At 58.9% G+C, this 26,213-nt stretch carries 17 protein-coding genes and 3 pseudogenes; 9 read left to right on the top strand and 11 right to left on the bottom strand.

Annotated features, from left to right (window positions below):
* Positions 1–38: 38 nt before the first annotated feature.
* Positions 39–1,187 carry a histidinol-phosphate transaminase gene (gene hisC, locus AC0L3L_RS19325; RefSeq protein ID WP_473638748.1) on the bottom strand — a complete coding sequence of 383 codons (1,149 nt, stop codon included), beginning with the start codon at positions 1,185–1,187 and terminating at the stop codon, positions 39–41.
* Between the two features lie 232 nt (positions 1,188–1,419).
* Positions 1,420–3,204 (bottom strand): nif-specific transcriptional activator NifA, encoded by a 1,785-nt coding sequence (nifA, locus tag AC0L3L_RS19320; RefSeq protein ID WP_473638829.1) that lies wholly within the window; start codon positions 3,202–3,204, stop codon positions 1,420–1,422.
* Between the two features lie 1,155 nt (positions 3,205–4,359).
* Here nifA and AC0L3L_RS19315 point away from each other — a divergent pair.
* The 3 genes from AC0L3L_RS19315 (at position 4,360) to AC0L3L_RS19305 (ending at position 9,116) form a co-directional block, all read left to right on the top strand.
* On the top strand, positions 4,360–5,658 hold the full coding sequence (locus AC0L3L_RS19315) for a dicarboxylate/amino acid:cation symporter (protein ID WP_473638747.1): 1,299 nt from the start codon (positions 4,360–4,362) through the stop codon (positions 5,656–5,658).
* A 282-nt stretch (positions 5,659–5,940) separates the two neighbouring features.
* Positions 5,941–7,005, top strand: coding sequence for a LacI family DNA-binding transcriptional regulator (locus tag AC0L3L_RS19310; RefSeq protein ID WP_473638828.1), 1,065 nt, complete (start codon positions 5,941–5,943; stop codon positions 7,003–7,005).
* A gap of 1,457 nt (positions 7,006–8,462) precedes the next feature.
* Complete coding sequence (locus AC0L3L_RS19305) at positions 8,463–9,116, top strand: transposase (protein WP_473638746.1); 654 nt, start codon at positions 8,463–8,465, stop codon at positions 9,114–9,116.
* Positions 9,117–9,540: 424 nt separating this feature from the next.
* Here AC0L3L_RS19305 and AC0L3L_RS19300 read toward each other — a convergent pair whose 3' ends face one another.
* From AC0L3L_RS19300 to pdxR, 3 genes are all read right to left on the bottom strand, one after another.
* On the bottom strand, positions 9,541–10,383 hold the full coding sequence (locus AC0L3L_RS19300; protein WP_473638827.1) for a TIM barrel protein: 843 nt from the start codon (positions 10,381–10,383) through the stop codon (positions 9,541–9,543).
* Positions 10,384–12,097: 1,714 nt separating this feature from the next.
* A complete protein-coding gene (locus AC0L3L_RS19295) occupies positions 12,098–12,820 on the bottom strand; it encodes a B3/B4 domain-containing protein (protein WP_473518192.1) in 723 nt (240 codons plus the stop codon).
* Between the two features lie 185 nt (positions 12,821–13,005).
* Positions 13,006–14,544 (bottom strand): MocR-like pyridoxine biosynthesis transcription factor PdxR, encoded by a 1,539-nt coding sequence (pdxR, locus tag AC0L3L_RS19290; RefSeq protein WP_473638826.1) that lies wholly within the window; start codon positions 14,542–14,544, stop codon positions 13,006–13,008.
* A gap of 68 nt (positions 14,545–14,612) precedes the next feature.
* On the opposite strand from pdxR, the pseudogene AC0L3L_RS19285 reads away from it, so the two are divergent.
* Both AC0L3L_RS19285 and AC0L3L_RS19280 read left to right on the top strand, forming a co-directional pair.
* Positions 14,613–15,844, top strand: a pseudogene (locus tag AC0L3L_RS19285) (trans-sulfuration enzyme family protein).
* Positions 15,845–15,884: 40 nt separating this feature from the next.
* A complete protein-coding gene (locus tag AC0L3L_RS19280) occupies positions 15,885–16,787 on the top strand; it encodes a dihydrodipicolinate synthase family protein (protein WP_473518194.1) in 903 nt (300 codons plus the stop codon).
* A 280-nt stretch (positions 16,788–17,067) separates the two neighbouring features.
* Here AC0L3L_RS19280 and AC0L3L_RS19275 read toward each other — a convergent pair whose 3' ends face one another.
* Positions 17,068–17,337 (bottom strand): DUF982 domain-containing protein, encoded by a 270-nt coding sequence (locus AC0L3L_RS19275; protein ID WP_473518195.1) that lies wholly within the window; start codon positions 17,335–17,337, stop codon positions 17,068–17,070.
* Positions 17,338–17,714: 377 nt separating this feature from the next.
* Between AC0L3L_RS19275 and AC0L3L_RS19270 the strand changes: the two genes are divergently transcribed.
* The 3 genes and pseudogenes from AC0L3L_RS19270 to AC0L3L_RS19260 all read left to right on the top strand — a co-directional run.
* Positions 17,715–18,658 (top strand): IS630 family transposase gene (locus tag AC0L3L_RS19270; protein ID WP_473638825.1). Its coding sequence is split into 2 segments (ribosomal slippage): positions 17,715–18,051 and positions 18,051–18,658, totalling 945 coding nucleotides; the frame shifts between segments, so codons are not numbered across the junction.
* Between the two features lie 178 nt (positions 18,659–18,836).
* The gene (nodU, locus tag AC0L3L_RS19265; RefSeq protein ID WP_473518196.1) at positions 18,837–20,522 is read left to right on the top strand and encodes a nodulation protein NodU; all 1,686 of its coding nucleotides are present in this window, start codon (positions 18,837–18,839) and stop codon (positions 20,520–20,522) included.
* A 591-nt stretch (positions 20,523–21,113) separates the two neighbouring features.
* A pseudogene (locus AC0L3L_RS19260) lies at positions 21,114–21,975 on the top strand (MFS transporter); the annotation flags it as partial.
* Between the two features lie 301 nt (positions 21,976–22,276).
* Here the strand turns inward: AC0L3L_RS19260 and AC0L3L_RS19255 are convergent.
* The 5 genes and pseudogenes from AC0L3L_RS19255 to AC0L3L_RS19235 form a co-directional block, all read right to left on the bottom strand.
* A pseudogene (locus AC0L3L_RS19255) lies at positions 22,277–22,410 on the bottom strand (nitrogen fixation protein NifQ); the annotation flags it as partial.
* A gap of 84 nt (positions 22,411–22,494) precedes the next feature.
* Positions 22,495–23,400 carry a LysR family transcriptional regulator gene (locus tag AC0L3L_RS19250; RefSeq protein ID WP_473518198.1) on the bottom strand — a complete coding sequence of 302 codons (906 nt, stop codon included), beginning with the start codon at positions 23,398–23,400 and terminating at the stop codon, positions 22,495–22,497.
* Positions 23,401–23,403: 3 nt separating this feature from the next.
* Complete coding sequence (gene nolL / locus AC0L3L_RS19245) at positions 23,404–24,558, bottom strand: nodulation factor fucose acetyltransferase NolL (protein ID WP_473638744.1); 1,155 nt, start codon at positions 24,556–24,558, stop codon at positions 23,404–23,406.
* A complete protein-coding gene (locus AC0L3L_RS19240) occupies positions 24,551–24,928 on the bottom strand; it encodes a hypothetical protein (RefSeq protein WP_473638824.1) in 378 nt (125 codons plus the stop codon). The genes nolL and AC0L3L_RS19240 overlap by 8 nt, the downstream gene beginning before the upstream one ends.
* 134 nt (positions 24,929–25,062) lie before the next feature.
* Positions 25,063–25,158 carry a hypothetical protein gene (locus AC0L3L_RS19235; protein WP_473638743.1) on the bottom strand — a complete coding sequence of 32 codons (96 nt, stop codon included), beginning with the start codon at positions 25,156–25,158 and terminating at the stop codon, positions 25,063–25,065.
* Between the two features lie 114 nt (positions 25,159–25,272).
* Between AC0L3L_RS19235 and AC0L3L_RS19230 the strand changes: the two genes are divergently transcribed.
* Positions 25,273–26,208 carry a LysR family transcriptional regulator gene (locus AC0L3L_RS19230; protein ID WP_473638742.1) on the top strand — a complete coding sequence of 312 codons (936 nt, stop codon included), beginning with the start codon at positions 25,273–25,275 and terminating at the stop codon, positions 26,206–26,208.
* The last annotated feature ends 5 nt before the right edge of the window (positions 26,209–26,213 follow it).

Here is a 26,213-nt window from a genome sequence, read left to right as displayed (position 1 = left end):
GCAAATTCAAATTATCGGTGCGCTTAATGGCCGGGGAACTATCGACTGGTTAAGGCAGAAGCAGCAGCCGCTGACCGCCGGCACAGCGGGATCGTTTCCTCCGCCCTTCCTGCTATCTCTCTGGCGGCGTCAAGGAATTCATCCATCTCGGTTTTTGTACCGATGCTGATGCGGATGTAATTTTCCAGCCCTGCATCCGGAAAGAAGGCGACGAGTATCTTTTGCATTTCCAAGGCTGCTTGCCACCATGAGCCTTCCTGCCCCGGTGGAACACGCGCTAGCAGGAAATTTGCGTGAGAAGGTATTACGGAAAATCCGAGTTTCGACAGTGCCACCGTCACTCGCTGTCTTTCATCCCTGATGTGCTTGTGGTTCTCGGCATAGGCGCCGCGGTGCCCAAGCACACTGATGCCAACAGCCTGGCCGATCACGTTCATGTCGAAGACGTTCTGGAGATCCCGCAGCCTGCCAATGACTTCGGGGTGGCCAAGTCCGAAACCGACGCGAATGCCGGCGGTGGCATAGCTTTTCGAGAATGTTCTCAAGATCAGGAGGTTTGGATAGCGATCGAGGAGATGCAGACCATTGTCCGGTGCAAAATCGACATAGGCCTCATCCAAGACAATCAGACGGTCTGATTGTGATACCAGGCGTTCAACATCGGCCACAGGAACAAACGTTCCGGTCGGATTGTTTGGGTTGGCCAGCAGAATGAACTTGGCATCTTTTGCCGGTCCCAAAAGCAAGTCTTCGACGGGCAAGGAATGATCTGCGCACCATCCGATTTCGAGAAATTGAGCACCCTGCAAACGGGCAAGTTTGCGGTTGAACGAAAACCCCGGCGACATCATCGCCATTCTGTCTCCTGGAACCAGGAAAGCTCTGTAGATAAGCCCGAGCAGTTCAGACGATCCGTTTCCGGCGATCACCTGATCCTTCGAGACGCCGTAGGCTTCCGACGCTGCTTGCCTTAAGCTGACGTTGTCGTCTTCTGGATATAGATATTGCCGTTCAAGAGCCGCCATCGCACTTTGCATTATGGCTTTCGGCAACGGAAACGGGTTCTCGTTCGTGTTTAGCTTGACGCAACAAGGATCCGGCGACGGTTTGTCGGACAGCAGAACATCTAACTGTCCCGCTACCTGCGAAAGGGAAGAAAGCACAGTTTGCAGTTTTGCATCAGACATCAATTTTTCTCCGTTTCAGTCTCAGTGCGTCCGGCACGAGCTGGTGATCAAGACAGGGCCTGGACCACCGACGATAGCGCTGCCGTGAGACCCGGGTGCACGGTGGGGCGACGACCGCGGGGGCAGCGCGGTCTGTGCGATCGGATCGGAATTGCAGGAGCCCCGCATCACTCCTCAAGGGCGCCAAGGCACGAATACTTGATTGTCCCAGCTACTCGGCTCGGTGATTTGTTCAAAGACGTTTGATCTCGATGCCGTATTTCCTCAACACGTACCCGATCTGGCGCGGCGTCAGTCCGAGCAGGCGTGCCGCCTTTGCCTGGACCCAGCCACATCTCTCCATCGCCTGGATGACACGTTCGGCATCGGCCATTCTCGCAGAGTGGACTACCCCGACTGGGTCCAGCGGCGGCTGCCCTTCGGTCACTGACGGCGGTGGGACGGCGGCAGAACTAACCCCAGCAGCCGGCGGTATGGCCCGAACCACTGGTAGCGGCCCGATCGGCGAAGGTTGCAGCGCGACTTTGCCAACTCTGCAATTATGCAGCGCCTCGGCGAAGCATTTGCCCTGGCAGCATGCAAAGTCGTCTTTCCCGATTGATGGCCCCGCCGCCAGAACCGCGGCACGATACACGCAGTTTTCCAGTTCGCGAATGTTGCCGGGAAAGTCACAGTTTATCAGTACTTCGATCGCGCTCGGATCGAAGGTCAACATAAGGCCATTCTCATCGTTGAAATTCTTGAGAAACTCAGCTGCAAGTAGCGGAATATCGCTGCGCCTTTCGCGAAGCGGCGGCACCAGCAAGGGAACAACACTGATGCGGTAGTAGAGGTCGGCACGGAACTCGTTTCTGGCAACTGCCTCTTCCAGGTTCTTGTTCGTGGCGGCAATGATGCGGACGTCGACTTTAATGGTCTGGTTGCCCCCGACCCGCTCAAACTCCTGCTCCTGCAGCACGCGCAAGAGCTTTGCCTGGAACGAGGCCGAAATCTCGCCAATCTCGTCTAGGAACAATGTCCCCTTGTCGGCGAGCTCAAAGCGCCCCTTGCGCGAGTTGAACGCACTTGTGAATGCACCCTTCTCATGGCCGAACAATTCGGATTCCAGCACAGTCTCGGGTAGCGCCGCGCAATTGAGCTTGATGAAGGGCCGCTTGGCGCGCGGGGACAACTCGTGGATAGCCTTGGCGACCAGCTCCTTACCGGTACCGGATTCGCCTCGCAACAGAACCGCAATCTTGGCCTTGGCTACGAGCGCGACCTTCTCAAGCAGACCTCGCAACGCCAAACTGTCGCCAATCATCCCCTCCACGTGAGTGTTACGCTGCGGGGCCAGGCGCTTCTGCTTTGGCAGGGAGTCCTGCTTTGCCATCGGTTGCTCGCGGTCGCCCTCGAAAGAGCGATGCGACTTCACTGCCTGCCCTACCAGGTTGGCGACTAGCGGGAGCAGACAGAGGCTGTAATCGAGCCAAACTCTTGAGCCATGGCGCAGTACGTGGTCGATAGTCAGCGTGCCCACGACATTTGCATCGACGCTAATGGGAACGCCGATGAAGGACACTGGTATGTCGTCGGAAGCCCCGAGCACGTCCATGTCGGCGGCGGTGAAAGCCGGATGAACCGCGATGTTCTCGGTGGCCAGGGGCTTGTCCGTCGCCAAAACCTGGTCGATTGCATTCCGCGGAAGGTACGTCCGGCAGCGCTCACTGCAGCTCTCGGTCCGGCCGGCGCCTGCGATGATTTCCAGTTCGCCATCACCGTCGAAAAGAGAGATGATGCCGTGCCTCATCTGCAGAAACGATCGCAGCAGGTCTACAACCTTGGCCAGCCTGACCTCGAGCCCGGAGGGGGCGGTGAGCGCTTTCGAAATTTCGTAGATGCCGGCAAGCGCGCTCGCGCGCGACGGCAGAATGGCGGGTTCCAAGTCATCCCTTTTGGTGTCGTGGAGTGATGTGCAGCTTGACGAAGTCTGCTCAGCACTTTCTTCAGATTGGCGACCATTGTCCTGATCTAACATGTCATCCTCGATCTTGGGGCGCGACAGCAACGCCGCGCCATCTGGATCTGCGATGTCCCCCGGCGTAGACGCATCGTCAGATGGCATCAGGGCCCGAGCCAACGATGGCCGGCACCAACAAGAATTTCTTCGCCCCGCGAGCCGCAGCATGATTGGCGCACTTGCTTGCGGGTGGGAGCCGCTTACCGGAACGCTTGAGACGTTGATGCAGGTAGTCGTGAGGTGTCGGCGGCAGGACGCCAGAGTTCCGCAGGCGACATACTGCCTTGCATAAGATCAAGTGTGGGTCACGGTTTTGGGCGTCGGTCAGGCCCTGACGAGGGGCAAGCCCGAAAGACGCCGGAGGCAAGGCTTGATGCATGGCTCGGCTATTCCTTACTGAACTGGGGCGCGGTTCAGGCTTCCGGTGCGCAACCACACGTTGCCTACAGAGCGGGAATGAGGATGGCTAGTCAACCGAGCTTTCCTCGCATTTCTGAAAGGAAAGCACGAGGACATGATAGAATTCCATCAACTTAGATTTGCCGACGGATGGACATCGAACGGCAGAGTAACCGCGGCGTGTTCACGGAGGACCGGCGCGGTGAGCGTACGAGGTCGACGCCCCCGGGATGCTGTCGGCATTAGGGCGGCTGCGTCGACACTACGGCCCGAAGTGTCGTCGAGCGGCTAAAGTGTTCGCGCTATGAAGCATCTTCTGAGTCGCACCGATGCGCACCAAGTCCCGTGAATCATTCCGTCTTATCGACGACCCGTCGAGAAGCCACGGCTGCAGCGGGAGCGCGGTAAGAGCCCGCTCGTGTAGGGAATCCTCCACTTCCGTGCCCGGCCGGGTCGCAAATGCGACAAAGAAGCGAGCGGGCACAGCGGATCGCAGAGTTACCGACTGGTGGCTGTCAGGCTAAAGCAATGGGTGCAAAGCTGGCGTTAGTGCGGGATTTCGCCCGAGATGACGGCAACAGTGCGGAAGCTCGCACAACCCGCCCTTACTGAGGCTGCCTCACCGAGCGGAGGAATACCTTATTGGGCGCGGGCCTCCACTTGGCACAACACTTGCTGTCGACATGCCAGCAGCGCGTGACCGGAGCGCCGCGATGGGAGAAGCGCGGGAAGGGAGGAGGCCCCACCCCGATCCGGTCAGGGAGAGAAAAGCTGTTGGCTCCACCAATCCGAAGCGCGGGTCCCGTGCCCCGCAAGGCCTTCTACGCCCAGCTCTACATTCAGGTGCTTACCGCCATCGCCCTCGGTGTCGCAGTTGGCTATTTCTACCCGGAGGTCGGCGAGAGCCTGAAGCCGCTCGGCGATGCTTTCATCAAGCTTGTCAAGATGATTATCGCGCCGGTGATCTTCCTAACCGTGACGACCGGCATTGCCGGCATGAATGACCTCAAGAAGGTCGGCCGGGTCGCCGGCAAGGCAATGATCTATTTCCTCACCTTCTCGAGCCTCGCATTGATTGTCGGTCTCATTGTCGCAAATGTCGTTCAGCCGGGTGCCGGCCTGAACATCGATCCGGCGTCGCTCGATGCCCAGGCCGTGAAGGGCTATGCCGCCAAGGTCCACGAGCAGTCGGTGACCGGCTTCCTGATGAACATTATTCCCTCGACGATCGTTAGTGCCTTCGCCGAAGGCGACATCATGCAGGTCCTGTTCTTCTCGGTGCTGTTCGGCATCGCCCTGGCGATGGTTGGCGACACGGGCAAGCCTGTGCTTTCTTTGCTTCAGGCGCTCCTCGCGCCGGTGTTCAAGCTGGTCGGCATTCTGATGAGGGCCGCGCCCGTCGGCGCTTTCGGCGCCATGGCCTTTACCATCGGCAAATATGGCATCGGTTCGGTGGCCAACCTCGCCATGCTGGTCGCCACGTTCTATTTCACCGCCTTCCTCTTCGTATTCGGGATTCTAGGCGTGGTCTGCCGATACAACGGCTTCTCGATCTTTTCTCTCGTGCGCTACATCAAGGAAGAGCTGCTGCTGGTCCTAGCAACGTCCTCCTCGGAGGCCGCGCTGCCTTCGCTCATCGCGAAGATGGAGAACGCCGGCGCGAAGCGTTCCGTCGTGGGTCTCGTCATCCCGACTGGATATTCCTTCAATCTGGACGGCACCAATATCTACATGACGCTCGCCGCCCTCTTCATCGCCCAGGCAACGAACACGCACTTGTCGATTCCCGATCAGATTTTCCTATTGCTTGTCGCGATGCTTTCCTCGAAAGGTGCCGCAGGTATAACAGGGGCCGGCTTTATCACCTTGGCTGCTACGCTCTCCGTAATACCAAGCGTTCCCGTTGCTGGGATGGCCCTCATCCTTGGCGTGGACCGCTTCATGTCCGAATGCCGAGCGCTGACGAACGTAATCGGCAATGCGGTGGCCTCGCTGGTTGTCGCCCGCTGGGAAGGCGAACTGGATGAAACGCGCATGAAAGCTGCCTTCTACGGGAGCTTGCCGAGAGATTAAACCGACCACGCGCCCCAGCAAGATTGCTGCAGCGCGACCAGCCAAGTCGCCGGCTCATCAGCCACCAAACAATCGGCTCGCCGGGTCTAAACAGCGGTTCGCGGGCCACAGATCAGAAGCATCAAATGCGGTGAGGACAAGAAACATGGACGCCCTATGGAAACGGACCGCAGACCGAGACGCGCCCGGGTGCGCCTGGAGCGCTGATCAATGTATAGGCCGTCGATCGGGGAGGATGCCGAAATCACTTTGCCGCCCCAATCCGTCGCCGGCATGCACCGGATGACGGAGCGCCAGCCGATCAAAATCGGAGCGACGGCAAAGCGCCCTACAATTGCCGATCTCGCCCGCGAAGCGGGGGTGAGCGTGGCAACGGTCGATCGGGTGCTGAACGCTCGCCTTCCGGTGCGGGAGGAGACCGCGCGTCGCGTCCACCACGCGGCCCACGCGATCGGCTATCATGCTGCGGGACTTATCAAACAGCGCATGGGAAAGGACCTGCCCCGCTACCGGCTGGGCTTCATCTTGAGGAAACCGGCCCAGCATTTTTACCAGGAGTTCGCGCGCGAGGTCGAGGCGTCGGTCAGTTCGGCCCACTGCTTCCACGGCATTCCGCTCATCGAATTCGCGCCGTCACATTTGCCTGGGGATCTGACGGCACTGCTTAAGTATCTTGGTAGCCGATGCCACGCAATCGCCATGGTGGCGCCAGACCACCCGAAGATCACGGCAACAGTCGAGGAGCTCAAGGCGAAAGGCATCCCCGTCTTTTCGCTACTTTCTGACTTCGCCGCCGGCGTGCGCGAGGGCTACATAGGTCTCAACAACCGCAGCGTCGGTCGGACGGCAGCTTGGATGTTCTCCAAGGTCGCTAAACGGTCTGGCAAGGTGGCCGTGTTTGTCGGCAGCCACCGTTTCCAGGGTCATGAGCTGCGGGAAAGCGGGTTCCGTTCCTATTTCCGTGAGAACGAGCCAGCATTCGAGGTGCTGGATACGCTCGTCAATCTTGAGAAGCGACAGATCACTTACGAGGCGCTGCTGGATCTTATGCAGCGGGAACCTGAGCTCGTCGGCTTCTACATGGCCGGCGGTGGCATGGAGGGAGCTATCTCCGCGCTCCGGGAAGAGGGCAAAGGCCAGGATCTCGTTGCGATCGTGAATGAAATCACGCCGGAGTCGCGGGAGGCCCTCGCGGACGACATCATCACGATGGCGGTGGCGACGCCACTGCGCCGACTTTGCCAGGAGCTGATGTTGCTGATGGATCGCGCCATCAAGACCGGCACCGCGGAGACGCCGGGGCAGACATTTCTCCCGTTTGACATCTATCTGCCGGAAAACATCTGAAATGATGTGATCTATCGCCATGGCCGACATTCCTTTCATGAATGCCTCGCAGTCCACTCCACTCGGGACGGTGTGCGCATTTCAAATGAAGTGTTCGCTCTGCTCATTCAGATCGAGAGCGAAGCCGTGCTGGGGGGATCTCCTCAATTCAATCACGTTAGATGAAGCTAAGCGTGAAGCTCTTACAAAGGAGCTTCGTCAGTTGTGGGAGCAGCGCTGCATTCGGCTGCATCCCTCACAAGCTGCTCGCGTCCGTCAAGGCGCCGATCGTTTGCTGGACGAAGCATAACGGGCCCACCAAAATGGCTCTTTCGCTTCATGCGGTGTTCCGAACAGGAGCGGTGTGTTGCCCAGAGTCGGCCCGCTCACTAATGGTCAGGCGACGCCGAGGCCGATCGGGGGCAGTTTTGGCGCCGTTTTGCAGCAATGCTTGCTGATGGCTCAGCGAAGCCCCCCGTGATCGCCGGGCTGCCGGAGAGGCAACCAGGCGTGCGCCCTTCAGCATTCCCAAACCTGATCGTCGTCGGCCTTGAGAACGCGCCATCGATCGAACGCGAAAAGCGGGTTGGCCGGCCTTCAGGAGGAGGCGAACACAAGTGAAGCGGCTTGAAGCTCGGCGTGAAAGGGGAAACAACTTTTCCGGACATATCGTGAGCGCGGCAAACTCGCTCCCAAGAAGTATAGCGGCCCGGTAAAGGCTCGGGGAATTCATGCACTCCGCGGGCCACGAAAACGTCCTGCCCAGGGCAAGCCTATATTGGCTTTGCCGATTGCGCACGACGCCGCTGCGTGGCTCCGCCAAATCCACTCGGTCAGTACCGGGACGACGTTCCGACCAGGCGGCCGCCGCGGTACTCGTGGAAAAAGGGTCGCCCCAGCGACGACTGCGACGACGAGTAGCTTCGGTCAGGCTCCGTTCTTGTCGAAGGAGCCTGTCATGCTCTGCCGCTGCCGGACGACGCTCGATGCGAGTTCGACTCGGCTCGTGCCCTCCACTCTCCCAGCGCGCCAATTCTGCGCAGCTGTCCGTTCTTCTGCGCCAACCGATGTCGATTCATGTTTTTAATCAGCGGGCTAGCGTCGGTAGCACCGGCCTTCGGAGGGTATGCCGTCCTGCACTGCCAGCGCAGATTGGATCGCAGCTCTTGAGCAGCTCCTTTCAGTTCGGATGCCAGCCGTCGCTCTACCATCGAAAACACGGGAGATAGCTTTTGCATGCTGCAGGAATCCACCACCTCCTCGGTCCCGAGATGGCATTGCTACTTGCTCTTAGGTGCTCATAGGAACCGGTCTGTTCCGGGGTGTGCGTCGCCAGCGGGGCTTGCTCGGGCGGTCGGATGCATATAGCTCGGCTACAGAAGAAGCGGCCAGACCTTCATTCGCCGTCTGCCGCGACTTCCTGCATAATTCGTGTTCACAAGGAACGACCTATGAGGCGGCAGCCCCGAGCATTCACGGTGGAGATCAGACAGAAGCGCAGTTCTCAAAAACGGAGTCGTTCGATCTGGAGCGATGTCGATCTTACCGCAGCAATGGCCGAGACAACAAGGGAACTCGAGGAGATGGAGTTGCCAAATGGTCGCCCTGTTGACTCAAGTGTTGTAGCGCTTGATGCTGAACGCTTGCACAAACCGCGAGCGGAGTATCTCATGGCAAATCCCCTGGACGCAGAACCAGAAATAACTGCAACGCAACCGGCAGCGAAGGTAGAGGGGCCTCAAAAGAAGAAAGCCAAACGGTCGCCGAGAGCGAAGGCCGAGCCTAGGCCGCCTGCTCGGAAAGCGCCCAATGCGGCGTCTCAGGCGGAGGAAGCACCAGCAGCGACCGTGCGGGCCGGACGTAAGATCTACTCTGAAAAGGAGCGCGCCCAGATGCTCGCCCTGATACAGAAGTCCATCAGTGGCGGCGCCACCCTCAAGAGCGCCGTAAAGCAGGCCGGCATTTCGGAACAGACCTACTATCAATGGAAGAAAGCTGCGTTGCCCGCATCGGTTGGTGACGATCTGAAGGACCTCGTCGCGCTTGAGGAAGAAAACAAACGACTGAAGAGCCTGCTCGCGGAACGCCTGCGCAAGGAGAACGCGGAACTGAAGAGGAAGCTGGGGTTTTAATAACGCTGAATCGCAGATCGGAGCGCCAGAATTCTTGTCCGACGCGCTATCGAGAGCTCATAGCTACGGGTCTGGTATCGGCAGTTCTGGCCGGAGGAAGCGGTCGTCGGTGATCCCGGAGAGGCCGCCGAGGTGAAGCAGCAGCTGCGCGACCGCGGTCCTAGAAAAAGATCACCTCAGGACCACCTGCGGTTGGCTCGCGCACTCGCCCTGTCCGCCACCAGTTGCTCTTCGTCCGAAAATTCCGATAGCCCGCCGCCCTCAGCATCAGATCCAACCATCGCCTTGCGGGCCCATCGAACTGCGCGGCCGCCCAAGGCAGTCCAATGGCCAGTCTTGACAATGGTGATCCGGCAAGCATCCGCATGAGCGGGATACAGGAGCGATCTCGAAATGACTTCTCCGCTCAATTTGCCTACGCGCCTTAGACCGGCACTCGCGCCAGTAGCCCGTGTCGGATGAGATCGATGCTGGCGGCAAATGCGCCTGCAGTGTCATTCAATGCGTGGACTTCCTCGACGAGCTCAAGAGAAAAGGGACCCGTATAGCCGCCATCAAGTAGCGCCCGGATCTGGCTGCAATTGTCGGAACCTCCCAGGAGGCGATCCGGGTGAACCCACAAGGTTGGATCGTTTATGCCTGAAATGTGCACGAGACCGGTCAGATCGCAGAAGAAGGACGTCTCGCCGGCGAGTGTGTGGTGGAATGTATCGTGCACAAGCCGGAAGACGGACTGGCCATCAACCCAGGCAATAGCGTTAGCCGCTTCGTTCTTCGACCGAAGCGAGGAGGTCTGGAAGCCAAGCGGTTCGATGAGCCCAATCAGACCCCGCGACTGAAGTATCGGCTTGAGCGCCTTCAAGGCGACGCGGAGATTGCCATTGCGCTCGCCATTGGCGGACCACGAACCGTCGTTCACCGGCACCAGCATGAGCGCCTGGGCGCCACAGGCGGCCGCATAATCGGCGAGCTTGCTGGCCTCGGCCTTGCGGGCGGGAGTCCATTCGTTGAACCGCTGTAGAGCGTTGACTGAGATGATGGTGACGCCCGCTTCGGCAGCGGCAGACCGAACATCCGCCGGCGGCTTGCCGCGCACAACAGCCTTACTGCAGGGATTATTCCGGATTTGCACGTCGGTCAGATCGAGATCGCGGGCGAGCGCGAAGAACGTCCTGACGTCAAGCCCGGGCGTCGCCATGTAGTCGAGTGCAAACCGAAGTGGCGCCTGGCGCACGGAGTGGCTTTCCTTCATGAAGGCGGCCGCCATTCTCGGCTGACTGGCTTCTGCCGTTTGTTGATTTACGAGGCCGAAATGATCGGCATAGGGAGGCGAGTCAATCAAACTGACCCGCTCTTCATTCACACGATTGTGCTTCATTGTGAGCCGACTTTCACGCAACGCATACTACCGCGCCTCTTGAGAACATTGATCTGCTAGGCGAAATGACCGAAGATCGATCGAGGCTATCCAGCTGCTTCCGCAGAGTAGGCGCCAACCCGGAAAGATGCTGAACCGATCCGGAGCCAAACTGATGTGGCAAGCTGCGAAATCGATATCATCATCTCGGAAGGCCGGAGGGGTGTACATCGGGGAACTTCGTGTGTGCGTTGCAGGTCAGATACTTGCAATCTGGCCCTCTGGAAACAGCCAGTTCGTTGCAATTGAAGCCGTCCAGTTGGTGAAGTGGCATGGCGGGGGATCATCGGGCTAACAATTTGGGCTCCAACAATGAGGCCCTCCGGCTTCTGCGCCCCCGACATCTCTTGGCTTCGCCCAACCGTCCGTGGCTCCGCCGTAGCCAGCGTGGCCCTACCGATCGAGTTGCCGGCGATAAAGATAGAATCAGGGGCAACCTTGCTGGCGGCCCTGATGGGGTGCTGTTGAAGACACCTACCCGGAGATGGCGCATCTCGTGCGGCTCGTTCAAGGGAAGGAGGAGCGGCCAGTGCATTATGGCCCACGGTCACAACGAGCGCATGCTGCTGCCGATCGAGCGTGGCACGGCGCACGGTGCCGTGATGCCATGCTGTCGGCCGGCCGGCTTAGCCAACTGCGCTACTGATGGAAGGTCGGGCGGCAGCAGGGGTTCGCCGCGGTGGCTGGCTGTTCCCGGGGCAGCACGCGATTACCCGACGCTGCAGATCCACCGGATTGTCGCCGAGAATGCAAAAGCGCCAACACCGTCAAGGGGCCCGGCCGGCACACGCTGCGTCACAGCTTCGCCACGCCTGGAGGGCCGGCGTCGATGTCGGAGTTACCCGGGTCCTGCTGGGGGACGCAAGCTCGACACACGGCCCTCTAAGTAAGCTCGACCCGCAGATATGCTGCAGGCCAGTCAGCTCGAGAACTTAGCCTTTTCAAGGAGGCGGAGAGCTCGCCCGACGGGTGAGCGTGCGGCGACTCGATCGAGATCGCCGATATGCTCCGTGCTGCCCGGCCTGCCTATCAGGTCGCGTATGCAGGCCAGCTCAGCCTCGGCAGCTCAAGGTCATTTCGGCGATCGAGCACTGCCGCACGGCAGGCGTACGCGGCCAACGGCGGATCGGGCACAACTGCCTTGGTCGTCACACACGTCGATGAGGTAGGCGGAAATAAATCGTCATCCGCATCCCCCCTCGGCGGAGAGCCACGAGTCTGCCCATGCATGGCAGATGTCTCGCAACCGCTTCGATCCGAATTAATCCGGCTTTCGCGACGAGATGTTATGCTGGCTCGGAGTGCCAGGACTGAAGCTCGCCCCGGAGCGTCTGACGTCGAGATTGATCAAAGCAGCAACCCGAAAAGGTGCGCAATCTTTGGACCGTGGCTATCCTGGGTCGATTCGAATTATGAATGCGGTGCACCTTCCGCTGGCCTGCTGAGTACGAAATGGCCAGAGGCGTTACCTCCTATCGACCTTCGCACCCCCAGGAGACCCAGCTCGCAAAGGAACGCAGACTGCTTGCGAGTGAACCGATTATCATCGGGGCGGGCACGTTCCTCAACCGACCCGCCTGTCGAGACTAGCGACCGAGGCTTTAGCGGTGGTGATTTCCTGCTTGTAGACCTTACACCCTGGTGCCAGCTCTCTCAGACCGCTCACGAGCATCTTAGCCGCCTGCTCGAGCGCCTCTTCCGGCATCGCTGCCAAGCTTTCCAAAATAAACCACATGCGGCCGCCCACCGTCTCCAACCGGGTGCGCGTGCCCTGCCGCCAATTCCAGCGGCGACATGTAGCTCCCAGATCGTCGCGCCAGATGACCTCCCCCTTGGAAGCGCTTTCGACGACTGCTTCCCCATTCAAAACAGTGTGGAAGGACTCCGTTCCTACGGCAATCGTCAGCCGCGGTTTGCCGACATATGCATCGAAATTTTCGCCGCCAATGGGTATTGAGAAACGCAGGCTCACTGCATTGTAGAGGTCAACGACAGGATTTATTGGTGGGATGCGGCCATCCTTCTCCACCCGTTTTTTCAATGCCTGCGCCGAGCACGGCGTCCGGTTTGGTTTCGCGCCGAACCGGACGTATGCCTCCGCCCAATTGGCCAAGTGCGCTTCTCCCCAGGCGGGTCCCCCCGCTCGGGCGAAATCGCAAGCCTCTCCCAACACGTCCCGAGCCATGACGCCTTGCGCACTGTCCTCTGCATCAACAAGAATGCTGATTGCGCGAAAGTCAGGTGCGATCTCTGCTATTTCTTCGTCGATCAGCGGAAAATCCAACAACGCTTCCTCCTTTAAGCCGGCCGCGACGGCGCCTTGCTTCCACCGGATTTGAGAGTCTCCTCAAGAATTCCTTTCCCCAGGTCCCAAGGTCAGAGTCCTGCCCGAGACCCGGACTGGCCGACAGAGCCAGGTCCTGGCAAGTCTTGCTGATTCAGTCTGCGATCAATGCCGGCGCGACTCTGGGGTCACGAGGCAGGCCCGCTCGCTGTCAGGGCGGGTATTGAGCATCTTGCCGAATCTTCGGCAAAGCTTCTTACCCGTTGGATAGCTCCAGTAAGGAGCCGAACGCCATTCTCGATCTGCCGAATCGTCAGGGCGGAATAGCCCATCACCAGTCCAATCCGGTCAGCGCGGCCTTCATCTCGGATGTACAGCGATGAGATCGGATGGATGCCAACCCCAATCCGCCGCGCCTCTTCAACCAGGACGTCCTCCAGCGACCGAGAAAGATCCTTGAACCAGACGACGACATGCAGCCCTGCATCGGCCCCCTCGATGGCAATGCTGTCTGCGAACGCGCGTCGCAGGACGGCAAGCAGTGCCTCTCGCCGTTCGCCGTTAAGACGGCGGACGCGGCGCACATGGCTTTCATAACCACCGCTCTCGATGAGTGAGGCCAAGGCCTCCTGTTCCGCAACCGGAGAATGCCTGTCGAGAAGCTGCTTGGCCATCGCAAAGACGTCTTGCAACTCGGCCGGAACCACTAGGTAGCCGATGCGCAGCATCGGCGACAGTGTCTTGGAGATCGTGCCAACATAGATTACGGAACTGCGGTCTTCCAGCTTATGCAGCGGGGGCACCGGTCGAATGTCGTACCGGTACTCGCCATCGTAATCGTCCTCGATAATATAGGCGTCATTGCGCCGAGCCCATTCGAGGAGCTGATACCGCCGCGAAATCGACAAGACGCCGCCGAGCGGGAACTGGTGCGACGGGGTGACATAGGCCAGCCGCGCTGGGACCTCCTGCAGCAGCTCGGTCTTCATGCCCTCGCTATCGACGGCGACAGCGACGGGCGTGGCTCCTGTGCTGGCAAAGACTTGGCGCGCCATTCTATAGCAGGGATCCTCGATCACGAAGCTGTCAGAAGGATCGAGCAGCAGGCGCGCGCACATGTCGAGGCACTGCTGTGATCCGCTGACGACGAGGATCTGCTCGACCTGGCAGCTAAGCGCTCGGGCACGCCACAAATATCCCTGCAGCGCCTGGCGCAAGCGATGCGAGCCGCGTGGATCGTGATAGGCCAGCCTTCCGGGGCTTTGTGACATCGCCGCGTTCATCGCACGCTTCCACGTCAGCGCCGGGAAATCAGATGGGGCGAGGTCGCCATAACGGAAATCGACCTTGAGGCGGTTGGGGAGGTAATCGCGCCGTGGCGGACTGGCGCGCAGTCGCTCGCCGTAACAGGAAAGGTGGATCGGGCCAGTCCGTTTCGGCACCGCGCTGGTCTCTTTACTCCGGACTAGCGAAGATGCAACGCGAGGTCTTGCGCCTTGAATGACCTCGATGAAACCTTCGGCGACCAGCTGATCATACGCCACGGTGACCGTGGTTCGCGACACACCGAGTTCATTTGCGAGGCCACGTGACGACGGCAGCTGGCTGCCCGTTTCATAGATCCCACCCAGGATCTGCTCGCGAAGAGCTTCGCAGATCTGGCGCGCGCCGAGACCTTGCGAGCGAGCTGTCGACGCGGCAGGAGAAGGCTGGACCATTTCTTTCATCGCCAACTGGACGTTCCATCTGAGTTAGTGTGACGGCATTGTCCCCGAAATCAAGAGGGCTAAAGCCGATGGCCAGCGCCGAAGATCAGCTTGAAGCCGAGGCAACGTCAACGCCGTCCCGGAACGACGTCGGTCTCGCATTCGCCACCCGGGCCATCCATCATGGCTACGATCCGGCCGGCTTTTCGTTCAGACGCCGGTGTTTCTTACATCGACCTACGGATTTGAAAGCGTGGCAGCAAACGAAGCCGTCGCCGCGCTTGGCGGAAGGCTCTACGCACGCGAATACAACCCGACCACCGAGATCCTCGAAAGGCGGCTCGCCAATCTCGAAGGAGCCGAAGCTGGGCTGGTACTCGCTTCGGGGATCGCCGCCTTCGGCACGCTGATCCTTTCGCTGCTGTCTCAAGGTGACGAACTCATTGTCCACAAGACACTCTATTCGAATACGCTCGCCATGGTCGAACAGGGTCTGCCGCAGTTTGGCATCAAGGTCGTTGCCGTCGACCTGTCGAATCCGAGCAATCTCAATGGCGCCATCACTGACAGGACCCGGCTCGTGTTCTTCGAGACGCCAATCAACCCGCTGATCCGTATCCTCGACATCGCTGCCATTGCCGAACACGCCCATTCTCGCGGCGTGAAGGTCGCCGTCGACAGCACCTTTGCCTCGCCCGCCCTCCAGCGTCCGCTGGAACTCGGAGCCGACATCGTGATCCATTCGCTGACCAAGTACATCAATGGCCATGGCGATGCTCTGGGCGGTGTGATACTGGGCGATGCGAAAACACTGCACCTGCTGCGCGAAACTGGCCTGCGCTATCTCACCGGGGCAGCGCTCTCGCCCATGTCGGCGTTCCTGATTTTGCGCGGGCTGAAGACACTCACGTTGCGTATGGAGCGTCACAGTGTCTCTGGGCTTGCGGTCGCTCAGGCGCTCGAGGCGCACCCGGCTGTGGCTTGGGTTAGCTATCCATTTCTCGGCTCTCATCCCGACCATGAGATCGCGCGCAGGCAGATGTCGCAAGGCTCGGGCATGTTGGCTCTCGGCCTCCAAACGGGGTTCGAGGGCGCGCGCCGTATGATGGACCGGCTCAAGCTGATCATCAGGGCGGTCAGTCTCGGCGACGCTGACAGTCTCATCTATCATCCGGCAAGCCTGACCCGCTCGCGCAAGTCAATCCGCGAGGACGCGCATTTGCCTGACGGAGTCGGCGACGACCTCATGCGTCTGTCGGTAGGGCTCGAAGACGCCGCCGATTTGATCGCGGATCTAGAGCAGGCGCTGGACGGGGTCTGACGCCCAACGCTTCACCCAATGTAACAACGGGAGCTTCAGCATGGCTTTCCTGAGCGGCCTTTCGGCCTTCCCAATAACGCCAAGCGACAGTGACGGCGGCGTCGATGTCCTGGCGCTTCGAAAGCTAATAGCGCGGCTTTGCGCAGCAAAGGTGGATTCCATCGGCCTGCTCGGTAGCACCGGCACCTACATGTATCTGTCGCGCGCGGAACGCCGCCGGGCGATTTGCGAGGCGCTGGACGAGACGCGTGGACGAGTCCCGCTCGTGGTGGGCGTGGGCGCTTTGCGCACCGATGAAGCGGTACACTATGCAAGCGATGCGAAGGCCCTTGGCGCAGCCGCGGGGTTGCTCGCGGCTGTTTCTTACACCCCGCTTACTGACGACGAAGTTTTCGAGCATTTTTCGACAGTGGCGCGCGAAAGCGGCCTGCCGATCGTGATCTACGACAATCCTGCAAACACGCATTTTCGCTTCACGCCAGCGCTCATCGAGCGTCTGGGACGGCTGCCTGAGATCCTCGCTATTAAAAACTCAGCCGACCGGGGCGATGCTATCAAAGGCCAACTTGCGCACCAGAAAAAAATCGTGCCGAAAGGATTCTCGATGGGCTACAGCGGCGACTGGAACGCCACCGAGGCCCTGATCGCCGGCGCCGATACATGGTACAGCGTCCTCGGTGGCATCTTGCCCGACCCCTGCCTGAGGATGGTCAGAGCCGCTCAGCACGGCGACCACACAGAAGCACACCGGATCGACGCCACCCTGGCCCCGGTGTGGGAGCTTTTTAAGACGTTCTCGAGCCTTCGCGTCGTCTACGCAATCGCCGAGCTCCTCGAAATCTGTTCCGCCGAGCCCCCACGGCCAATCAAGCCGCTTTCCGCTGCGGCGAAGGGCCAGCTCGCCGGCGTCCTGGACCGTCTAGGATCAGGTGTCGGATCGTAAGCCGCGCGACTTCATATTGCCGAGGGAAAAATTTACGTACCGACCCTTTCGATGACTAGCCGAGATGTTCTCCACAATCTGATCGGGAACAATGCGCGCGACGTCCTGATCACCGATGGATCGACAGGTCTCGACGCCAATCACGTCCTCGTCAACGTGTTCGATTGGCAGAACGTCTTATCGGCGAGGGAGGTAGGCGTTCCGGGGCCGCCAACGCCTACATTTCTCCGGAAGAGTGTGCAGGCCAGACGACTTCCACTCGAAGCATCAAAGCCTTGAGCTAACAGCATTCAACGCTGCGCAGGATCTTTGCTTCAAGCGCGGCTGCCACAAAAGCCCTTCGAGCAGCTGGTAGATGGGCCTCACCACGCAATACCTGCAGACAAGCGGCCCAGCTCGTCTTCTTTGCCGAGCCGACACTGCATCTGTGAGCCGAGAAACAATGCCCTTTGACCGACCCCCCGCTAGCCTCACACGCGCTTAGCCGCTCTGTTCCGCTGCCGATCTGCAGGCGGGATCCACCGGTTGTCGGAGGTTGTTCCTCCAACATGACGGCGCGATTCAAAAAGCCGAATAGGCCCTTTGGGCGCTGCCCTCGCCATCGAAAATCCTTATCGATAGAGACCTAAAGAGTAGCTTGATCAGGGAAGGCTCGCTTGTAGCGCGACCACCTTCGTGCTCAGCACGCGCGGTGCCGAGGGAGCGCGGCACCTCCCGTGGCGCGGGTGATGTGTGACCGTGCAGATCCCTGCCCAGCGCTTGCAGTGGCCAGCCCTTCTACAGTGCCGCACAGCGCTGCCTCGCAATTCTGGTGATTTTTGCGTGTCAGCCATTTTGTTCTAGAGCACGTCCTGTGATCGATGAATCGATTGTGATGTGACGGCGGCCTTGGCAGATGATTCAACATCCACTTTGGTGAGGTGGATGATGGGAAGATCACTGAGCGAGGATCTCCGGCTGCGGGTCCTGAAGGCGTCTGACGCGGGCATGTCGGCCCGGCAGGCTGCGGCGCGGTTTGGGGTCGGGATATCGAGTGCGATCCGCTGGATCGCGCGGGCGAAGATCGGCGAACTGGCGCCGCGGCCGCAAGGCCGCCGCCGCGCGTCCAGCCTCGATGCGCATGAAACCTTCATCGTCGGGCTGTTCGATGAGCGCAAGGACATCACGTTGAACGAGATGGTAGAGCGGCTGGAAGGCGAGCGGTCGGTGCGGATCAGCCGCAGCGCCTTGAGCGCATGGCTTCGCGGCCACGGGTGGACGTTCAAAAAAAATCCGCACACGCACTGGAGCAGGACCGCCCCGACATCCTGAAGCGCCGCCGCGCCTGGTTCGACGGCCAACTCGATCTCGATCCGGCGAAGCTCATCTTCATTGACGAGACCGGGCTGTCGACCAAGATGGCCCGTCTGCGGGGACGTGCGCCATGCGGTGAGCGCTGCCGGGCCGGCGTGCCGCACGGCCATTGGAAGACGACCACCTTCACCGGCGCGCTGAGGTTGACGGGTATGACCGCACCATTCGTCTACGACGGTGCCATGAACGGCAGTGTGTTCCTTGCCTATGTCGATCAGGTCCTGGTCCCGACCCTGGCGCCGGGCGACGTCGTCGTGATGGACAACCTGCCGGCGCACAAGGCGGCAGGCGTGCGAGAGGCAATCGAACAGGTCGGCGCCAAGCTCTTGTTCCTGCCGCCATGCTCGCCCGACTTCAATCCGATCGAAAACGCCTTCTCAAAACTCAAGGCTCTCATGCGCGCCAAAGCCGAGAGAACCATCAACGCCCTGTGGGACGCCGTCGGTTCGATCCTCGACCAGTTCACACCAGCCGAATGCGCAAACTACTTCAAGGCCGCAGGATATGACCCAGATTAAACAGGATGTGCTCTAGATCGCGCGGCAGACCTTATCATTCATCGCGCGGATGCATCACATCCAAACAATCTAATTTACCGGTTTCTTATGATCCTGCATAGCGCGACATCAAAACCCACGACCATGTTTTCCAGCCGTTTTCTGCGGTTGCTCTAGGTCACCTCGACAAGGATCTGCTATGCGCATTTGCGGTATCAAGCTGACGCACGACGGGGGAATTGCTGTCGTGGAAGACGGCAGATTAGTCTTTTGCATTGAGCAGGAGAAGCTCGACAATAACCCACGATACCAACATATCGAGCGGCTTGAGACGGTCGTCGCCGTTTTGGCGGAAAACGGGCTTGCTCCGCGCGATATCGACCGGTTCGTTATTGACGGATGGGACGGTGAAATCCAGTCAGAATTCCAGGTTCTGAGTAATGGCTCCCCTATCACTCTCAACGGCGCGCCATATGTGGAGCGGGACGCCGAAAATCCCCTGACAGCCTATCAAGGTTCCGGTCTCATGCTCGACAGTGGGGTATGTTCTTATGAAAGCTACCCGCATGTTGTTGGGCACGTGGCTTCCGCATACTGCACCAGCTCATTCGCCAAAGCTGAGGAACCGGCATTTTGTCTGGTATGGGACGGCTGCATCTTTCCGCGGCTTTACTACGTCGAGCCAAGTGGAGTCCGATTTGTTGGGTGCCTGTTTCCGATGATAGGCCATGCCTATGCGGCCGCGGGCCAACATTTCGGTCCTTACAGGCAAGAACTGCGGACTGGCTGGAATCTCGGTATCGCCGGCAAGTTGATGGCCTATATTGCGCTCGGAGTGGTCCATGAACACATCGTGAATGTGTTTCAGGAGCTTTACGACGACCATTTTGCCTGGGATACGGACCTTGCTTTTGGCTACGGGAACAACAGCCACAGCGAAGACGCGTTACTCACGGCTGTGCACGACTTCTTCGATGCAAGCGCGTCGCGGTTAATCCCCGAAACGCCCGAGGACATACTTGCTTCCTTCCATGCCTTCGTGGAGCGTCTTCTCGTCCAGGGGATGACAAGGGCGCTGCGTGGGTACTCAGTCCCCAAAACCCGAAACCTGTGCATAGCCGGCGGATGCGGGCTGAACATCAAATGGAACAGCGCTCTTCGGGCGAGCGGTTTGTTCGACGCAGTCTGGGTGCCTCCGTTTCCAAACGACAGCGGATCGGCGATCGGTGCCGCTTGCTGCGCGCTGGCCGCCGACAAAGGTTTCGTGCATCTCGACTGGTCAGTTTACAGCGGGCCAAATGTGAGCCATGGCAAGGTTCCGCCTGGTTGGCAATCTGCTGCTTGCAGCCTGAAAGAACTTGCCAGCGTGCTCGCCGACAACAAGCCTGTGGTGTTCCTTGCAGGTCGCGCAGAGCTTGGTCCACGTGCTTTGGGAGCCAGAAGCATCCTGGCGGCCGCAACTTCGCCGGAAATGAAGGACCATCTCAACAAAATCAAAGTTCGAGAGCACTTCCGACCGGTAGCGCCAATATGCTTGGAGGATCGTGCACCTGACATGTTTGACCCCGGCACGCCGGATCCTTACATGCTGTTCGATCACCGAACCCGTTCGGAGTGGAAAGAAAAAATCCCGGCGGTCGTCCATCTCGACGGGACTGCGCGACTTCAGACAGTTTCGAGAACTTCTGAACACCCAATTGCAGAACTTCTGATAGAATATGAGAAACTCACGGGCATTTCGCTGCTCTGCAACACGAGTGCAAATCTCAATGGACGTGGTTTTTTTCCGGATGCGGCTGCCGCCTGTGAGTGGGGATGCGTAGACCACGTTTGGTGCGATGGGTTGCTGTTGACCAAGACAGGTGCAAGTCAATTCGAGGGCTGAGCGGCGGGCTGTAACGAACTTGAGTTACCGCGCTCTAGCGCTGCAATCGCCGGCAGCATAGCTGAGGGAGCCGGATAATGCGGGTGTGTGCGGTTACGGCCCTTGAAGCTGCCCTGATCTGACGAACGAATCTGATCGTCATGGCCGATAAAGCGCCGAGACTGTGCTGTTGAGCTGGCAAGCACGCGAATGCTTTTGCTTAGCGATGTGAATGGAGGGTTCGAACACCAGGGCCTGCACGGCCCTGCCGACCGGCATGCCATTCGTCTGCTGCGGTGGTGGCAAGCTTGAGCGAATTAGCTGTTTGAGCTCCTTCTGCCAACGGAATCCCGCATTGCCTGCGCCAGCCGCGTTAATCCCTGGGAGCGTCCGCCTTGCCGTCCGCGACTTTGCTCAGCACCGAACCACTCCGCCATGGCGCCGGGCATGTGGCCGACCACGTTGACCCCGACACCCTCCGTCAGTGTCAGCAAGTCGGAGTAGAGGTCCACATTCTCGAGCACGCTCCTTGCAGGACCCATAAGTGCGAGATCGGTTGCAGCAACCCGATGCCGAAGGGCACAATTGCCAGCGCACGGTCCTGGTGCCGTCGCGGGGTCACTGCCGGTTCTTCTGACCGCCCGCGTCGTGCTCGGAATAGCGCTCGGAGGCTTCTGGTCGATGTCGGCAGCGTTGGCGATGCGGCTCGTTCCAGGTCACCTCCTGCGGCGCGCCATGTCGATTATCCTCACCGGCGTACCGTCGGTCCAATCGGCGCCTATGTCGGCGACGTCTGGGGGTGGCGAAGCGCCTTCATGATCGCTGCAGTCTTCGGCGCGTTACACTGGTAGTGCAACTCACGGCTTTTCCGAGGCTGCCTCCGATTGGAGCGGCCAGCTTCCGCAGTCTGCTGGATGTGGCCAAGAATCCGATGATCAAAGTCGCGATTTTGGTCGTCCTGCTGGTCGCTTCCGGGCACTTCGCCGGCTCCATCTATATCCGCGACTTCCTTGAGAATGTTCCCGCGCTCAACATCGAGACGATCTCGCTCGTGTTGCTCGCCATTGTCATCGGCGGCTTCTTCGGCAATTTGGCCGGCGGATCTTGGCCGAGCACAGCCTCAAGGCAGTCGCGGCCCTGCCGCCCCTGCTCATAGCGATGGCCGCTGTCTCGCTGCTGACGTTGGAAGCATCGGCCTGGGCCTCGGCGGTTGCGGTACCGTATGGGGCTTGCCTTCGGCGCGGTGCCGGTGGGACTGCAGAAAATGCATGGTGCTGCGCGCCGCTCCCGAGCAGGCCGAAAGCGCCGGTGGGCTGATGGCCGCAACGTTCCAAGTGCCATCGCCACCGGCGCGATTTTCGGCGGACTGCTGGTGGACAATACCGGCGTTGCTAGTGCCTTTGCCCACAGCGCCGTTGCCTCGTTCCTCGCTGCCCTGACAGTGTTCTTGCTCGGACCGATTTGCGAACCCTAGAGCACCTGACACAGGCCAGTGCAGCACGGCGAAAGATGCAATCGCATCAGCCGCGCGGTGCGATCCTGCTCACGATTTTTTGGCGGTTGCAGCCATCGTCTCCGCGCGATCGCACGTTGTTGTCCGGTCGATTTCGACCAGCGGCGGCGTTTTGAATGATGGTGCCGACGAGAGAAGCTAAGAGTGCCGGACCGAAGCGGACCGCCTCGCCGTCGACCGCTCGCCTCGTACGGCTATTAAATACAAGGGCGAACCCGTGCTTGATCCGTGTGAGGCGGCTTTTCCATGCCTCCGGGCCGAATCAGCTTTTGAAATCATTGCATTCCCGGCAATTGGGCGCGGTGCATAGGGTAGACCTTCAGACTCGCACAGCCTGCGGCAAAAGTACTTCTTCCACTTCATGGTTTTGGTGTTGCCGGCTATCAGCATCGGAAATCAGCACCACACTGTCATGCAAAAATCATCGAATTGGAGTCAGACTCAATTTTTGCGTGCCGTTCGCCAGGAGCGCCCGCGGCTTCACATGCGGGATGCCTCCTGCAACATTATCTGCCGCATCCAGGTGCTTGCCGGATCACTGTTGTGAAGGGTGGGCCATTGGACGGCCTCAGTGAACGTGGGTAGTGGCAGGGGAAGTTCGACGATCCGCAGAGGGAAAGTCTTTTTGAAATGCTGAACCAGCCGGAAGGGCATGGTCGCTATACGATCTGTGCCTGAGACCATCGGCGGGATAATGCTAAAGGCCTGCACGATAATCTCGACACGTCTCTTGAGACCATGTTCAAGCAAAAACCGTTCCTCGATGGATGGCATCTGCGGACGGCCGACCCTGAACGCAATGTGCTTCATCGACACGTACCTCTCGAATGTAAGCTGCTGTGGCAGCTGCTTGTTCGTGGGGCAGCCTACGCACACGAATGTCTCGTCGAACAGCGCCGCTCTTGGATGCGCGCTCGACATGAACAATTCCGGAAGAATCAGAAAATCGACGTCACCGCGCCGGAGAAGCTCATCGAGATCGTCGTCGAGCGGCAGCAATTCGAAGCTGACGGCGGGTGCTTCCCGTGCAACACGCTCCACGACCTTTTCTAAAAACACGAGTGTGGCGAAATCGGAAACCATGATCCGGAAGCGGCGATCGGATTGAGCCGGTTTAAACGGATCCCAAGAAATAATCGAGCACTGGATGTGCAAGAGTGCGCCGCGAACAGCGGGGGCGAGTGTTTCCGCACGTGGGGTTAGAACACGTTCGCGGCCGCTCATCGTAAACAGTTCATCGTTGAAATAATTGCGTAGCCGGCCGACGGCCGCGCTCATGGCCGGCTGACTTAGGTTGATGCTGCTTGCCGCCGCCGTGAGGTTGCGCTCGGTCAGCAGTGCGTCGAGCACAACGAGAAGGTTCAGATCAAGGCCTTTGAAACGCATGCCTCATCTGTCCGTAACGTGGCTGCTTGTCATCGCGACCATTGTGGGCGATTGAGAATTGAGCGGACTTGGGCGTGGCGGCGCTCCGACAACGATCCGCGACACATATCCAAGGTCGCGCGCAATCTTGCGAATTGCCAGTGCTGTGACGACAATCGCCACTCCAACCACACTTGCGAACGCGATTCTGGTCGTGAGATTCCAGACTTCTCCAAACTGTATAAAATCCGTGAGGCGAAACACGGCACCCTGAACCAGATAAAGCAGCAGCGTGCTCTGACCAAGCTCCACCGCGACAAAGTGAGCTATTCTGGTCGAATAGACAATTCTCCAGCATTGGAACATAAGCTGCATCGCTACTGCAGAAGCTGCTGCCGAGCCAGTGAACATCAGAAATACTTGTACAGCCGACTGTTTATCATGAATTAAAACGAGATTGTTGTAGGCGTAAGTCTCCTTGCCCCACAAAATAAAGCATATGAAAGCTGTTATCGACAGTAAAACTACAAAAATCGATTTGTGTGCCCAAATGATAATTTTCTGCCATCCGATCGGCTGCGCAAGCAAGAACCCGAGACAATAAAATGGGTAAGTGTATCTTAATGACGGGGTTATTGATAATGTGATGGGCGCGAATGCGACCACAATTGCAGATGCGCTTATAATCCACATCGATACGCGATTGGAAATTGTAAACAGTCTAATTAGAATGAACGAGATAAACGCCGCCCATATGAACCAGTATGTTCCAATGAGTTCCTTCGAAAAGTCCAGCGATCCATCAGTTAAGCTTGTCGCAGGAGGGATCATGGCGGACTTTAGTGTCCAAATTAACGCACACCAAAAAAGCATTGGTAGTAGTAACTGCGTTGCTCGATTGCCGACCCCTTGAATGAACGGTTTTCGCAAAATTGCCCCATAAGAAAGATATCCGCTTATTGCCATAAAGAGAGGCATGTGAAACATGTAGATCGACTTATAATACGGAGACGTCCAGAAATCGTCAGTGCCTCGATAAATTAAATATTGTAATAAGTGCCCAATTATCACTAAAGTAATTAGTATACCTTTGACGAAATCAAGGCTTAGGTCTCGGTCGTTTGTCTCTGCTGGGCGCGAGCCGCGTCCCTTCGCTCCGACTGTTATTTGATCAAGCATCAGACTCCAGCCCATCTGTTGCGGTTGCTACCGGCCGTTTCTGGGCACGGCGAGCACGCCAGTTTCGGTGAAAAGGATCGAAATTTACGCGGATCGCGGCGTGGTATCGTGGGCCGACTGGCTGCAACCGAGCGGACGAAATCCCAGTGCCTGATCGCAAACCTGGAGCGCAGTGGCGGTCGCGATCATGTGTGGCGACGCGATGGCCCGGCACTATGGTCGCCAGGACGTCTCTGCAGAACCTCTCAAGATGATTCCGCAGCGCATGCCGAACCGTGCCAAAAGCGAACGGAATGCCAAGCTGTTGCTGCACCGGACGCATGACGTGGATAGAATGGCTCATTCCGAGTCTCTCAAGATCCGGATGCACCCTGTACAATCCGAGTTCGCCTACCAAGAAAATCAACCTCGCCAACGTGGTGAACGGCGCAGCAGGTCCAAGTAAGCCGCTACGCCGTGCACATAGAGCCGATTGCGCGAACCTCCGGCCTTGCACCGGCCCAGCTACGAACGCCTGAAAGCCCCTGTCGGCCCATAGGCCTTTCGGATGAAAGCGGAGAGCTCGACATGATCGGCTACTTGCAAGTCATGTCCCAGCACACGCTACAAAAGCCGTGGCGTCATCGGGTGCATGTTCATCTATGCAGCGCCCTGGAAGTTTGGTAAAATCGATTGTTTAGATCGCGAGCATTCACGCTATGGATAAGTGAAGCGATGCGCTTCAAAGGCCTTGATCTGAACCTTCTCGTCGTGCTCGACGCACTGCTGACCCAGCGCAACCTGTCGGCGGCGGCAAGCAGCATCAACCTAAGTCAGCCGGCCATGAGCGCGGCCGTCGGCCGGCTACGCAATTATTTCAACGATGAACTGTTTACGATGAGCGGCCGCGAACGTGTTCTAACCCCACGTGCGGAAACACTCGCCCCCGCTGTTCGCGGCGCACTCTTGAAAATCCAGAGCTCGATTATTTCTTGGGATCCGTTTAATCCGGCTCAGTCCGATCGCCGTTTCAGGATCACCCTTTCCGATTTCGCCACACTCGTGTTTTTTGAAAAGGTCGTGGAGCGTGTTGCACGCGAAGCACCCGCCGTCAGCTTCGAATTGCTGCCGCTCGACGACGACCCCGATGAGCTTCTCCGGCGCGGTGACGTCGATTTTCTGATTTGTCCAGAATTGTTCATGTCGAGCGCGCATCCAAGAGCGGCGCTGTTCGACGACACGCTCGTGTGCGTAGGCTGCCCCACGAACAAGCAGCTGCCGCAGCAGCTTACATTCGAGAGATACATGTCGATGAGGCACGTTGCGGCCAAGTTCGGGCGGAAGCCCTCCGTCGAGGAGCGTTTTTTTCTTGAGCATGGCCTGAAGAGACGTGTCGAGGTTATCGTGCAGGCCTTCAGCATGATCCCGCCGATGGTCTCAGGCACGGCTCGTATAGCGACCATGCCCTTCCGGCTGGTTGAGCATTTCAAGAAAACCTTCCCACTGCAGATCATCGAACTTCCGCTGCCGCTTCCCGCATTTACCGAGGCCCTCCAATGGCCCGCCCTTCACAACAGTGATGCGGCAAGCGTCTGGATGCGCGAGATATTGTTACAGGAGGCGTCTCGAATGAGTTCTCCGCGGGACGCCAAAAAGGGTCGCAAGCCCTGATTGAC

Source organism: Mesorhizobium sp. WSM4849 (genome assembly GCF_055811385.1).
The sequence above is the reverse complement of the archived record's forward strand: the minus strand, read 5'-3'. Positions and strand labels throughout refer to the sequence as shown.

Bases quoted from the DNA above. Each gene is read 5' to 3' on its own strand.
- AC0L3L_RS19230 (WP_473638742.1), top strand. From the start codon at position 25,273: ATGCGCTTCAAAGGCCTTGATCTGAACCTTCTCGTCGTGCTCGACGCA.
- nodU (WP_473518196.1), top strand. From the start codon at position 18,837: ATGCGCATTTGCGGTATCAAGCTGACGCACGACGGGGGAATTGCTGTC.
- AC0L3L_RS19280 (WP_473518194.1), top strand. From the start codon at position 15,885: ATGGCTTTCCTGAGCGGCCTTTCGGCCTTCCCAATAACGCCAAGCGAC.
- AC0L3L_RS19275 (WP_473518195.1), bottom strand. From the start codon at position 17,337: ATGTTGGAGGAACAACCTCCGACAACCGGTGGATCCCGCCTGCAGATC.
- nifA (WP_473638829.1), bottom strand. From the start codon at position 3,204: ATGTTAGATCAGGACAATGGTCGCCAATCTGAAGAAAGTGCTGAGCAG.
- AC0L3L_RS19310 (WP_473638828.1), top strand. From the start codon at position 5,941: ATGACGGAGCGCCAGCCGATCAAAATCGGAGCGACGGCAAAGCGCCCT.
- AC0L3L_RS19300 (WP_473638827.1), bottom strand. From the start codon at position 10,383: ATGGCGGCCGCCTTCATGAAGGAAAGCCACTCCGTGCGCCAGGCGCCA.
- AC0L3L_RS19250 (WP_473518198.1), bottom strand. From the start codon at position 23,400: ATGCGTTTCAAAGGCCTTGATCTGAACCTTCTCGTTGTGCTCGACGCA.
- pdxR (WP_473638826.1), bottom strand. From the start codon at position 14,544: ATGAAAGAAATGGTCCAGCCTTCTCCTGCCGCGTCGACAGCTCGCTCG.
- hisC (WP_473638748.1), bottom strand. From the start codon at position 1,187: ATGTCTGATGCAAAACTGCAAACTGTGCTTTCTTCCCTTTCGCAGGTA.
- nolL (WP_473638744.1), bottom strand. From the start codon at position 24,558: ATGCTTGATCAAATAACAGTCGGAGCGAAGGGACGCGGCTCGCGCCCA.